Origin of the sequence: Bacillus sp. UNC438CL73TsuS30, from assembly GCF_000482325.1 — a bacterium.
In the GTDB taxonomy this organism is placed as follows: Bacteria; Bacillota; Bacilli; order Bacillales; family Cytobacillaceae; genus Neobacillus.
Map to the genome: position 1 here is coordinate 974436 of NZ_KI535295.1, position 12877 is coordinate 987312.

The 12877-nt window shown below is 36.7% G+C and carries 13 protein-coding genes; 8 read left to right on the plus strand and 5 right to left on the minus strand.

Annotated elements, in window-relative coordinates; translation table 11 throughout:
- Positions 1 to 13 precede the first annotated feature (13 nt).
- The 4 genes from dltB to M028_RS0118640 all read right to left on the minus strand — a co-directional run bounded on the left by dltB (position 14) and on the right by M028_RS0118640 (position 4280).
- Positions 14 to 1171: a D-alanyl-lipoteichoic acid biosynthesis protein DltB gene (gene dltB, locus M028_RS0118630; protein ID WP_026575216.1), complete on the minus strand. Its 1158-nt coding sequence runs from the start codon at positions 1169 to 1171 to the stop codon at positions 14 to 16.
- The gene (dltA, locus tag M028_RS0118635; protein WP_026575217.1) at positions 1168 to 2676 is read right to left on the minus strand and encodes a D-alanine--poly(phosphoribitol) ligase subunit DltA; all 1509 of its coding nucleotides are present in this window, start codon (positions 2674 to 2676) and stop codon (positions 1168 to 1170) included. Before dltA ends, dltB begins: the two co-directional genes overlap by 4 nt.
- 14 nt (positions 2677 to 2690) lie before the next feature.
- Positions 2691 to 2840 carry a teichoic acid D-Ala incorporation-associated protein DltX gene (gene dltX, locus M028_RS33890; protein ID WP_081810780.1) on the minus strand — a complete coding sequence of 50 codons (150 nt, stop codon included), beginning with the start codon at positions 2838 to 2840 and terminating at the stop codon, positions 2691 to 2693.
- Between the two features lie 420 nt (positions 2841 to 3260).
- A complete protein-coding gene (locus tag M028_RS0118640) occupies positions 3261 to 4280 on the minus strand; it encodes a M42 family metallopeptidase (protein WP_197031449.1) in 1020 nt (339 codons plus the stop codon).
- A 249-nt stretch (positions 4281 to 4529) separates the two neighbouring features.
- Between M028_RS0118640 and M028_RS0118645 the strand changes: the two genes are divergently transcribed.
- From M028_RS0118645 to M028_RS0118665, 5 genes are all read left to right on the plus strand, one after another.
- Positions 4530 to 4841 (plus strand): hypothetical protein, encoded by a 312-nt coding sequence (locus M028_RS0118645; protein WP_026575219.1) that lies wholly within the window; start codon positions 4530 to 4532, stop codon positions 4839 to 4841.
- Between the two features lie 153 nt (positions 4842 to 4994).
- The gene (locus tag M028_RS0118650) at positions 4995 to 5702 is read left to right on the plus strand and encodes a DUF421 domain-containing protein (protein WP_051591092.1); all 708 of its coding nucleotides are present in this window, start codon (positions 4995 to 4997) and stop codon (positions 5700 to 5702) included.
- 24 nt (positions 5703 to 5726) lie between these two features.
- Positions 5727 to 6482: a GTP cyclohydrolase II gene (locus M028_RS0118655; protein ID WP_026575221.1), complete on the plus strand. Its 756-nt coding sequence runs from the start codon at positions 5727 to 5729 to the stop codon at positions 6480 to 6482.
- Positions 6475 to 7560, plus strand: coding sequence for a bifunctional diaminohydroxyphosphoribosylaminopyrimidine deaminase/5-amino-6-(5-phosphoribosylamino)uracil reductase RibD (ribD, locus tag M028_RS0118660; protein ID WP_026575222.1), 1086 nt, complete (start codon positions 6475 to 6477; stop codon positions 7558 to 7560). Before M028_RS0118655 ends, ribD begins: the two co-directional genes overlap by 8 nt.
- An 11-nt stretch (positions 7561 to 7571) precedes the next feature.
- On the plus strand, positions 7572 to 8141 hold the full coding sequence (locus M028_RS0118665) for a 5' nucleotidase, NT5C type (protein ID WP_026575223.1): 570 nt from the start codon (positions 7572 to 7574) through the stop codon (positions 8139 to 8141).
- A 42-nt stretch (positions 8142 to 8183) separates the two neighbouring features.
- On the opposite strand, the gene corA is transcribed toward M028_RS0118665, so the two are convergent.
- Entirely contained in the window at positions 8184 to 9134 is a 951-nt protein-coding gene (gene corA, locus M028_RS0118670; RefSeq protein ID WP_026575224.1) for a magnesium/cobalt transporter CorA, read from the minus strand.
- 213 nt (positions 9135 to 9347) lie between these two features.
- On the opposite strand from corA, the gene M028_RS0118675 reads away from it, so the two are divergent.
- The 3 genes from M028_RS0118675 to M028_RS0118685 are packed head-to-tail and all read left to right on the plus strand — an operon-like array spanning position 9348 to position 12871.
- Positions 9348 to 10682: a spore germination protein gene (locus tag M028_RS0118675; protein ID WP_026575225.1), complete on the plus strand. Its 1335-nt coding sequence runs from the start codon at positions 9348 to 9350 to the stop codon at positions 10680 to 10682.
- 18 nt (positions 10683 to 10700) lie between these two features.
- Positions 10701 to 11774: a GerAB/ArcD/ProY family transporter gene (locus M028_RS0118680; protein WP_026575226.1), complete on the plus strand. Its 1074-nt coding sequence runs from the start codon at positions 10701 to 10703 to the stop codon at positions 11772 to 11774.
- Complete coding sequence (locus M028_RS0118685; protein ID WP_026575227.1) at positions 11771 to 12871, plus strand: Ger(x)C family spore germination protein; 1101 nt, start codon at positions 11771 to 11773, stop codon at positions 12869 to 12871. Before M028_RS0118680 ends, M028_RS0118685 begins: the two co-directional genes overlap by 4 nt.
- Positions 12872 to 12877: the final 6 nt, after the last annotated feature.

The following is a 12877-nucleotide window of genomic DNA, read 5'->3' on the forward strand; positions in this document are numbered from 1 at the left end:
TTAATCAAACTCCTTAATGAATATAATGTCCTGAGAAAATATAAAATCCAAAGCAAACAACATGGAAGGTTAGCAGGACACTAACAACCTGTGTAAATTTATTTTGCGGCCACCATTTATGTTTTTTATTCCATTGCTCAAACATATTGTAGCAGACCATTAACAGCGCATGATAAATTCCATACACAATGTATTGTACCTCAAGCCCATGCCAAAAACCCATGAGCAGGAATAGTAAAACATAGCCAAGATTGGAAGTAATATTTCGATTTTTAATCCATTTCTTTTTCGTCATCCAAAAAACAAACCGCATATAGACATAATCCCTAAACCAGAAAGAAAGACTCATATGCCAGCGATTCCAGAAATCCTTCATATTCCGGCTGATAAACGGCAAATTGAAGTTTTCCGGTGATTTAACACCCATAATATAGCTGACGCCAATGGCGAACGCGCTATAGCCGGCAAAATCGAAAAATAAATAAAAGCTATAGCCATACATATAATATAGCTGGCTCTCGAAATGATTGGCTGCGATAAATCTTAGATTGGCAAGAAAAAAGTGATTGATCGAATAACCAATAATGTATTTATATAAAAAACCCTGGAAGATTTTATTAATCCCGTTATACAAAAGCAGCTTATAATCTTCGCCTGTTAATTCCTGTTTTAGGTCTTTATCAAACCTGCGATAGCGATCAATCGGACCAGATGAAATCGTCGGGAAAAATAAAATAAAATAAAGCAGGCGATGGAGCGGGATATTTTGTTTAATCAGCCCGTCCCTTGTTTCCATAATCATTTGAGTTGCTTTAAAGGTTAAATAAGAAATTCCTAAAAAGGAGGCCCAATTTATCGGTGAAAAATAGGGCATGAACTTGGAAAACATTAACGGCAGGATCGAAGCGATTACTGCCAAAGTGAAAACCAAACCGCTATTCGCCTTTTTCCGATAGCGGATATAGCCTTGAATTAACAGAACTTGCCATATAGTAAAAATAATTAAAGCGATGAATCCGGTAAGCTTTGATGAAAAAATAATGGCTAAGACAAGAACGGAGACAATCATATTATAGGTATGAAATCTCTTTCCTTGCAGTCCAAGAATGACCGTTGGTGCTAAAAGAATCGCTAGGATGAAAAAGAATGTAAATGAACCATATGGTGTCATAATAATACCTTTTCACGAATTTGTTTTCGATCGACTTTTCCATTTGGTGTGATCGGTAGTTCCGCGTGATAGGAGAACTTTCTTGGTATCATATATGCAGGAAGTTCTTCAGCCAATTCTTTTTTTATTGCACCGGTCAGTTGGTATTCTTTTTCAAAGTTGTGCTCTGCTGGAATTATCAAAACGGATAAATAATCAATCTTGTCATCTTGGTAGACAGGAACAACAACTGCTGATTTCACATATTTCGATTTTGCTATATGGTATTCGATTTCCTCTAGCTCCATACGATAGCCATGCAATTTGATTTGAAAATCCATTCGCCCTTTATAAAAAAGCTGACCCTGTTTCATATAACCAGCATCACCGGTACGGTATGCTTGCACACCGTTATACATGAAAAAGGCCTTTTCTGTTTGTTCCTTTTGCCCAAGGTATCCTTTGCTGACACTTGGACCAACAATAATAATTTCACCTTTTTCATCATCTAGAATCTGCTTTTGGTTTTCATCCAATAACACAATTTGCGTATCGCCTTTTGCCTTACCGACAGGAAGGGTTTGATATTCCTGTAAAATTTCATCGGTCACCTCAACAGAAGTTACCGCAACCGTTGCCTCTGTTGGACCATATGTGTTAAATACTTTCGCCTTCGGAAATCGCTCCTTCAGTTGCTTACACACCGAAACAGGAAGGATCTCCCCACAGAAAAGAAATACGGATAATTCCGGTAGCAGTTCTTGATTATAGGAAGGATCCATTAGACACATTTGGGCAAATGAAGGTGTTGACGTCCACACCTGTGTGTTCGATTTTTTTAATTCCTCAAATAAAATTTTCGGTTTTGCAATCATTTCTTTTGTAATTGCCCAAATGGTCCCACCGCTTGCGAGTGCAGGGTAAAGGTCCATGACGGAAAGATCAAATGAAAAAGGTGCTTGATTTAAAAAGCGCAGCCCGCCACTGACAGGGAAGTCTTCCACCATCCAATCTACAAAGCTTTGCAGGTTATCGGCGGAAATTTGCACACCCTTCGGATTTCCCGTACTTCCTGATGTATAAATAATATAAAAAGTTTCATCTTCTCTTACCCAAGTATCCATTGTAACGGGTAAAAAAGAATGATTTTTGATTTCACTTACGTTTACAACCTGAACAGATGTATCCTCAACCAGTAGGGCATCTTTAGACACATTAATTACTAGTTTCGTTTTCGAGCTCTCGATGATTTTTGCAATCCGTTCCAACGGAATCGAAGTATCCACCGGAATATACGGATGACCGGCCCTGACACTGCCTAAAAAAGCAACAAGCATTTCTAGTTCCATATGCCCGTAAATTAGAATGGGCGATAGCGGCTTAAGTTCTTTGTTTAAAATAAACGAGGCAGTTTGCTCCGCTCTCTTCCAAAGCTCACCGTAGCTGATTGTTTGGTCCTGCGAAACGAACGCTAGTGTTTCCGGCTTTGTATCCGCCATTTTTTTAATATTTGATAATAGTTTCATAGGTAGTACCCCCATTAAAAATCATTGTAAATATAGGATCCAGCACTTGCATCATTGAATCCGTACATGAAAAACAATAAGAGGAGGATGATCAGGTAGTAAATAAATCTGTTGACCCACCTCACTTTTTCACGATAGAAAAAATCTTTTAGTTTATCAATCATACTAATTACCCCGCGTTTGAATTTGTCAATTATGTGAACGTTTTATATGTGAAATGAACTTCTTTTTGAAAAAATATTAGTTTGTTTGAGATTTTTAGTGTGAATGTTGGCCCTTTCAAGGAAGACAGGTGAATGCTTCCTTTGACGTTTTAATCATAATCCCCATCGTATTTTCTTGCATTAAAAATAAATGAGAGCACTATTAATTTTTTCTGACTGTATATATAAAAAACATTGAAAAACCCGGTGCAAAATTATTGCATCGGCAATTAATTTTAATTCTTTAGTACACTTTTTGCAACCACATACCGATTCTAAAAAATACTAGAAAAACGGTCATTTTGTTTCCGGTCAATTTGAAAACTTTATAAGAAAAATACAAAAGCTTCGACATTTATTTGTCGAAGCCTCCGTTTCTTATTAAACCATTTCTGATTGCACATAATGGAATAACAGTTTTGCTGTTGATTCAATTGATGATTGATGTGTCCGCTCAAACGCATGGGATGAATCAATTCCGGGACCCACTAATCCATGGACAATGTCATGTCCGGCGCGAATCGCAGCTGAAGCATCCGAGCCATAAAATGGGTAAATATCAAGTTTATAGGGAATTTTATTTTCTTCTGCAAGACCGACTAACTTTTTTCGTAATTCATAATGATAAGGACCACTTGCATCCTTCACACAAATAGACACCGTGTATTCATCTGTTGATTGTCCGTCACCCATTGCTCCCATATCGACGGCTAAATATTCTATCGTTTCTGGTGTGATATTAGAGTTTCCGCCATAGCCGATTTCTTCATTGTTCGAGATTAAGAAATGGGTCGTGTAGGGAAGGGGAATGTTTTCATTTTTGATTTGCTTGATTAATTGTAATAGAATTCCAACGCTTGCTTTATCATCTAAATGCCGCGATTTAATAAAGCCGCTTGGAGTGATTTCGACCCGTGGATCAAATGAAACGAAATCCCCGACTTCAATCCCAAGAGCACGGATATCTTCTGCATTATGTACTTTTTCATCAATCCGGATCTCCATGTTCTCCTGGTTGCGCTCGAGTTTACCAGCATCTTTATAAACATGGACCGAGGTTTGATGCATCAAGATGGTCCCTTTATATTTTTTTCCACTGCTGGTTTCAATTTGACAGTATTCACCCTCAATTGAATTGTATTTAAATCCGCCAATGAGGTCGATTCTTAGACGGCCGTTTCCTTTAATTTCCTTCACCATTGCCCCAAGTGTATCAACATGGGCAGTTAACATCCGATGCCGGTTCGTATCTTTCCCAGGGATCGTTGCAATCAATCCGCCCTTACGATTTCTTTTTGTTTCGACCTGTAACTCCGAAAGGAAATTTTCGACGAATGTAATAACATCATTTGTATTTCCAGACGGACTTGGAATTGATACAAGGTTCGCAATTAATTTCATGGTTTCTGCTGTATTTGCGTTTGACAAGGCGATTCTCCTTTCAAAATCATTCTTTTTTATTATACAACTAATTGAAATCTAGATGACAAAAATCGTTTTTTCAGCAATTTTTTTCAGGTTCGCGCATACCTTAGCAGTGATTAATTCTTTTTATGGATAAAACCAAAGAAAATTGGGCATAAATGGAACAATTTAAGGGGTAAGGGGAAATTAAAAATTAGTGATTTACAGACTGGCGGAGGGAGAAAAATGACCAGATTAGAACTATACCATGACAAGCCGAAGCAATACCCACGGAAAGGTCCACTCTTTTTCATTCTTGCTTGTATTATTTTAACAGTAGGTTTCTTTGTCTTTCGATATTTTTATTTTAGCACGATTCGTATTGAAGCACCGTCGGAGGATTTAGGAAGGAAGGTTGTCATCCATCTTCCAAATGGTCAAAAGGTGTATACGTATGAAAATTTAATTATTGAGAAAGATGGCAAAAAATATTATAAAGGTGAGCGCAACACCATCGATTTAACAGGCGGCAAGGTGGATTATAAGAACTGGAAGTAAGTTAGTTTGAATTGATTAATACGCGTGCACATGAGATTTTACCTCGGTATAAATCTTATGTGCTTTTTATTTTTATTGCAGTTTTTTAACACAGATTAGGGAATAATTCAAATAGATGCTTGTAAAAAGTGGTGTATTTTAGGGGAGATTAAGTTGGAAATCGTATATCGTACAGTAATTATTTTATTGGCAGGATATTTGTTTTTAAGGGTGACAGGAAAAAAGGCAGTTTCCCAAATGCACACTTTCGATTTATTGTATATTTTTGTCCTAACGAATATAATTAGTACGCCCGTTGAGAATAGTAATCTAGGAAAAGCCATTATGTATGGTGCAATCACAGTCATTTTATATAAAATCTTTATCCGATTATCCTTACATAATAAATTAAGATGGATTTTATATGAAAGTCCAACAGTCTTGATTCGAAACGGTGATATTGATCGAAAAGGACTAAAAAAGGTGCGTATGCCGATAAATGAATTATTGTCACATTTAAGAGTAAAAGGCTACACAGACACAAGGAATATTGCTCTTGCTGTGATGGAAGAAACAGGAAGTATTAGCGTGATCCCAAAGTCCAAATATCGACCAGTTCAACCTAATGATTTAAAATTAACAGTAAAGAAAGAATACATTCCCATTCCATTGATTATGGACGGGCAAATTATTTATCATAATTTAAAATATTTAAAACTTGAACAAGGTTGGCTAATGAATGAGGTTAAAAAATTGGGTGAAAAGGTAGAAAACATTATGCTAGCCACTTTTTTAGACAATGGAACATTATTTATTGATAATAATGAAATTAAAAGTCATAAAAATAATCCTTATTACTACAATCCTGGGGAAGATAATTAAAAACATAAGGGGGATTCATTTATAATGAAAGAAACCAAATTAGACACTAAAGTTCTTTCAGTTTTAGGAGATAAAATTCAATTAATTAAAACAGAAAAAGGGGCAATATACTTAGTCGGACCGATACGACTCCCTGTTAACTTATATGGCGAAACAGTAATTTTCAAGTGGTACTGCTGGTTAAATTGTGATGAAGTAACAGAGGATTTTGAACGAATCATTGAAAAATTATCTTCTGTTAATTTAGCAGAATTTCAGCAATCAAGTGTTTTGACTTATGGAGATTTCGAATATGCAGAGGATGCGATTATTCGAATGCATTCGATTTGTCATACAGGTGATATTTTTGGAAGTAAAAGATGTGATTGTGGGTTTCAATTAAAACAATCCATGAAAATGATTGTGGAACATGGTAATGGAGCCTTATTTTATTTAGCTAACCATGAAGGACGTGGAATTGGATTATTCAGCAAGGCAATGGCCTATATCCTTCAAGAAAATGACTATGATACAGTTGAAGCTAATCAAGCTTTAGGTTTTGTGGATGATTCGAGAAATTATAGCGATTCAATACAAGTATTGAAAGCATTAAGGTCCAAGCCAGTAACATTAATTACAAACAATCCAAAAAAACTTCAAGCATTAAAAAACGCTGGCTTAGTGGTTTCAGGCAGAGAACCTTTATGGGGGGATATTTCCGAATATAACGAGAAGTATTTGAAGACTAAAATAAATAAGTCTGGTCATTTGGAAGATGAAGGGACTTGTTGTAATGACTAGTCATGAATTTTTTATGGATTTGGCTTTGAATAATGCTCGTGCAATGAAAGGTCAGACAGACCCGAACCCTCTAGTGGGGGCTGTAATTGTAAATGAGAACAGAGTGGTAGGAATCGGTGCTCATTTAAAAGCGGGTGAGCCGCATGCTGAGATTCATGCTCTTCGCATGGCTGGTGATAAGGCCAAAGGGGGCACCATTTATGTAACACTTGAACCTTGTTCTCATTATGGAAGAACAGGGCCATGTGCGGTTGCAATTGTTGAAGCAGGCATTAATAAAGTTGTGATAGCAACTCTTGACCCGAATCCGGTTGTTTCAGGTAATGGTGTCAAAATACTAAAGGATGCCGGTATTGAAGTAATTATAGGGGTTCGTCAAGAAGAATCTCAACAAATGAATGAGGTATTTAACAAATTTATTGTGGAGAAAAAACCTTTTGTTACATTAAAGTCTGGGACTTCGCTTGACGGTAAAATTGCCACTCATACATCCGACAGCAAATGGATTACATCTGAAGAAGCCAGAGTAGATGTCCATCAACTTAGAAATGAAAATATGGCTATTTTAGTTGGAGTTAACACAGTCATTAAAGATAATCCAGAGTTGACAACACGCATTCCGAATGGAAGGAATCCTATTAGAGTGATTATGGATTCCACATTAAAAATCCCTTTAGATTCGAAGGTAGTGAATGATAATAAAGCGGAAACATGGATATTCACGAGCATGAACTACGATAAGGAAAAGTGGAAATCATTGAAGTCATTAGGAATAAAGATTTTTCCAATTGCAGACTTTGTAGACCCTAAGGAAGTAGTAAAAATATTGGGCGAAAACCTTGTCTCTTCTTTATTAATTGAAGGGGGAGGTTCGATCAATGCATCATTCCTGGAAAATAAATTAATTGATAAGGTAATTTTATATTTTGCTCCCAAATTAGTTGGCGGAGTGCAGGCACCTACCTTTCTAGAAGGTGAGGGGATAGATAAAATGAGAGATGCTGTCGAGCTAAAGGACACCTCTTTTATAAAAATTGGCAAGGATTTTAAATTCGTTGGATACCCGATTTACAAATGAGGGATTTTTAAATGAAATTTGGTTTTGATATTGACGATACATTAATCGATCTAAGGGGACATGCCTTTCATCTTTATAATAAAAAGTTGAATCAAAATGTTCCTCTCAATGTGTTCCATGGATTAAATAGAGTGGAAATTCATGAACCGTTTGGATTAACCGATGAACAAGGGAAAAAACTATGGAACGGTTCCTTAGAGGAAATTTATTACACCGAATGTCCTCCATTCCCACATGCGGTGGAAACATTACAAGAGTTAGAAAAGCAAGGACATGAAATATACTATATTACTTCAAGACCAAAAGAACATGGAGAACGTACTAGGGAATGGTTAAAGGAAAGAGGATTTCCTGTTCAAAATGGTCGGTTTTTCTACGGGATGCAAGACAATGAAAAAGTTGAAATCATTAAAGAATTAAAACTTGATTATTATTTTGATGATAAACCAGAGGTTTTAAATACACTTTTGAACGAAACATTAAAGGTTTATATAAAAGATCAATCCTATAATCGACATTTGAAGCTTCCAAGAATCGTTAATTGGACAGAACTTCAGGAGATTGTTTTCAAATCAATTTAACGATCAAAAGGGAACGGGACACCGTTCCCTTTTGATCGTTCCTTATTTAAACCAGCCCTTTTTCTTAAACCAGAGATACATCCCCAAACTAATTAACGCCATAAGAAAAAGTGCGGCAAAGTACCCGTATTTCCAGGTTAATTCCGGCATATAATGGAAATTCATTCCATAAAGTCCGGCAATGAAGGTAATCGGCATAAAAATCGTAGTGATAACTGTTAAAACTTTCATCACATGGTTCGTTTGGTGTGAGTTAATCGAAATATAGCTATCACGAATATCGGTCGTCAGCTCACGGTTTGCTTCAATCATCTCCGACAGTTTTAGTAAATGATCATAAATATCTGAAAAATAAGCAATCCTGCCTTGAATACTTGTCAACCGCTGTGAATTAATAATTCGATATAGCAAATCACGCATCGGAGTAATCGTATGCCGTAGTGAGAGAAGGTCATGTCTTGCATCAAATAGATCCTCCAGCAAAGCCTCCATTGAACGTCCCTTTGAATTTTCATCTATTTCGTTTAATGTATCTTCGATTTGATAGACCAGGGGAAAATAATTATCAACCATTTTATCGAGTACATTATATAGCACATGGGAAGGATCCCATTTTTTTACGGCCTTTCCTATGCTGAATCGCTTCCAAACCTCATCTATTTCTGAGCAGGGTCTATGATGAAATGTAATAATATAATGTTTACTGAGAAAAAAATCCACTTCTTCTCTAGTAATCGTCTGGGGATTCAGTGACTGTGTGACAAAAAAGGCATAGTCATCATAATAGTCTAGCTTTGGTCGCTGTAATGTATGAATACAATCCTCAATCGCCAATGGGTGAAAGTCCAGCGGTTCCCGCAGCATATCCGTTTCCTCCTCTCCTGGCTCTTGAAAATCTATCCAATACCAGCGAAACTCTCCCTTCACCAGCTTTGAAACCTCTACGTCCTTGACTAATTCATAATTCTGGTTAATTGCAATCGTTCTAATCATAGTAACTCCTTATCGACATTCAAATTCCTAAAATTAACTATAAACGAATTTGAAGAAAAAATCAGGAAATCATTCTTTTTCGTAACAAACTACTATAGGTTCATTTTTATATCTTGGCAAAGTAATGAAGACTTATCCCAATTGAGGATTTCGGAATAAAATCCCACTTTCAAGGAAAGTTAAAAGGAAAGAAGTGGAACGCGGGGGAGTAATATGACGTTTAATCGAATTGAAACGATTAAAGAATCATTAAGAAGCAAAATTCAGCAAGCAGAAGATGTGGTATTTAAAGATTTACATACAAAGGAAAAATATATCGAGGCTTTTTACATTAAATCCATTAGTGATGAAACCGTTCTTCAGAATTATTTGATTAAACCTTTTTTCGAAATAAACACACCTGAAAGTTTTTTAGCGTATCTTTTATCACAGCCAAAGATAAAGCCATTTGAAAATGAGCAAAAAACACTGGATGAGTTAATTAGAGGGGTGACGGTCCTTTTTTATCATGACGCCATTTTCATGCTCGATAGTAAGATGGATCGAAATAATTCAGTTTTAGATACGACGGTTGAGACGACAATTCAAGGTCCTCAATCGGGATTTAGTGAAAGTTTGCCGACAAACTTAGGGCTTATTCGCCAGCGTTATCCAGAGACTAGTTTAACAGTAGAAACAACTGAGGTGGGGAAAATCTCAAAGACAAAGGTGATGATTCTTCATGATGCAAAGGTTGCAGATCCGGAAGTATTAAATCGAATCAAGCAATTTCTTTCATCTGTAGACATTAACATGTTTCAAACGGGTGAACAGCTTTTGGATGCGATAAAGAAAAGTAACCGTTCTCTCATTCCAGTCATGCTTGTAACGGAACGGCCAGACAGGGTTGTAGTAAATTTAGCTGCCGGTAAAATAATTTTACTAGTTAGCGGCTCCCCTTTCGCAATGATTCTCCCAACGGTGATGAAGGACTTTATGGCATCGATGGCCGATATTTATCAAACCTATTGGATTTCTAGATTACTACTGTTTTTACGGTATGCAGGGTTTATAACGAGTATCGTTCTACCGGGTTTGTATGTTGCGGTAACGAGCTATAATCCTGAGCTATTTAGGGCGCAATTAGCCTTGTCGATTGCTGGAAGCCGAACCGCGGTACCCTATCCTTCATTTATTGAGGTACTCCTTATGCTTTTCATGGTGGAATTATTAATTGAGGCGAGTATCCGGCTGCCAAAGGCGATTGGACCGACTGCCACAACGGTAGGGGGCTTAATTTTAGGAACGGCTGCAGCTGAGGCCGGGCTTGCAAGTAATATTATGATTGTGATTGTCTCATTTGTGGCCATCTCAAACTTTGTTGTGCCGATTAACGCCTTTAGCTTCACGATTCGAATCTTAAAATATTTTGTTTTAGTCATGGCGACTATCTTTGGGCTGGTGGGCTGTGTGGTCGGCTTTTTTATCATCATTGCCTATATGGTGAAACTCGATAGCTTTGGTGAACCATTCCTAACATTGGTACAAAGTAAGCCTGCTAAAGAGTAGTAAAAAGGGGGGAGGGCAATGAATCGATATTTCTTATATTTAATCCTGCTCAATATGATGATTAATGTCATTATTTTTGTACCGAAAATTTTAATTCAGTATCGGTATGAAGGTGCGGTCTCCGCCGTATTGATTGCCATCCCAATTGGAGTAACTCTTACTGTTCTATACTGTAAAGCTATCTCCAAGTTCCCTGAAAAAGGACTGCCTGAAATCTTTGAGAATACTAAATACCGTTTTATTAAGATCCTCCATTTTGGGAGTATACAAGCCTTTACATTTATTGCTGGTTTAATCACATTGGTGGGGTTTATTGACATTTTAAGCCGGTTTATTGACCCTGAGATGCCAAAGGTTTTTATTTTAATCATCTATTTAATTGGGATTATCCTTATCATTCAGATGCCAACGGAAAGGGTAATGTATTTTTTAGAAATAGTTTTATTTCTCAACACCCCGTTAATTTTCTTTATTATTTTTAAAGCCTTGACGAGTAATGGATTAAGCTGGGACTCCATGTTTGAGGTCGGGACCCATTTGTTTGAATTTCCAAATTTAAAAGCACTTGCGGCAGCAACCTATGTTTTTTCCGGGTATACAAATCTAATGGTTTTTAATCGTGTGATTAAGGGGAAATTGAAAATCTGGAATTTTATTGCCGTTTTTTTGCTTGGCTTTTTCAACCTTTTTACTACCTTCCTCATCCCAATTGGGTTCCATGGGTCCGACGGGACGCAAGAATTTCTTTATCCGTGGATTTCAACAGCAGATAGCCTGCGCTTAGTATATAGTCCAATAGAACGGGTAATCTTTCTGTTTTTAATGTTTTATATGAGCATAACACTTGTAAGTATTTCAGTTCACTGGCATGTGGCCTTAGAATTATTAAAGGGAACTTTTAAGGATAAAGGAAGTAAAAAAAAGGAATGGATTATCCTTTCCCTTTTTATTGTTTGTGCGGTAACCGGGGTGCTGTATTTTAATACAGTTCTTTTAAATAAGTTTACTGTTTATTGGCTGCAAATTCGCTTTTACTTTGAAGTTGCTTTAATTGTGATTTTCTTCTTATGGGCAAGGAGGAAAAAAGCATGAATTCTTTTTTTAAAAAATATTTGCTGACCCTTATGATTATATTAACCTTTTTGTTGGGCGGATGCGGTTTTAAGGATCTTGATAAACGCTTTTTTGTTGTCAGTATCGGTGTAGACATAGCAAAGAACAGTCCAAAACGATATCTTGTCAGTCTAAAGTTTGCCATTCCGGCAATAAGTAAGGATTCACCAAGTGAATATCAAATTGTTTCGGAGGAAGGAGACTCGATCGGTGAAGCGGTACGAATGATCAAAACGAAAGTAGACCGAGAGATAGATTTTAGTCATGCTAAGGTGGTTGTTTATGGAGAGGAGTTAATTAAACAAACGCGAAATGCCGGCATCCATTATTGGTTCACAAGGCGGAGAGATGTGCAGGAAATTGCTTGGGTTGCCATTGGAAAACCCGATGCTCTGGCAGTGTTAAAGGTAAGACCTAAATCAGAAACCATCCCCTCTAATTCATTATTTCTTTCTCTTGGAAAGGATGGTTCTGAAACACCATATGTCCTCTCCCAATATGTGTATGAGTTGAAAAGAAAATTAATAGAAAAAGGGGTGGATCCCTTTCTTCCTATTATCGAGGCTAAAAAGGGTTTGTTTGAAATTAATAAAGTCGGTCTTTTAGATAAAAACCGTTTAAAGCTAACCCTAACCCCTGATGAAACAAAGGTAGTAAATTTCCTTTTGAATCTTGAGGAAAAAAGTGCACTTACTGGTCAAAGAGGAAAAGTGAAGTTTACCATTAATACCGAGAAAGTAAAATCGAACTATAAAATTTACACACCTAAAGGAAAGCCGCCGTATATTAAGGTTGATTTTTTTATAAAAGGGACAATTGAGGACGCATCAAGGCGAATATCGAATCAAGAGTTATCAAAATACGAAAGAGCTGCCGAAATATCCAGCGATAAATTAGTAAAACAAGTTTTAAAAAAAATACAAAAAGCAAACCTGGATCCAATTGGATTCGGACTGCACTATCGTGCCCGACATTTTAATAAAAATGACTGGGAAGAGTGGCAGCGAATTTATCCGAATATCACGTTTAGGGTTAACTCCAAGTTCCAAATTACTGATACAGGATTAATCGAATAGGAGAAG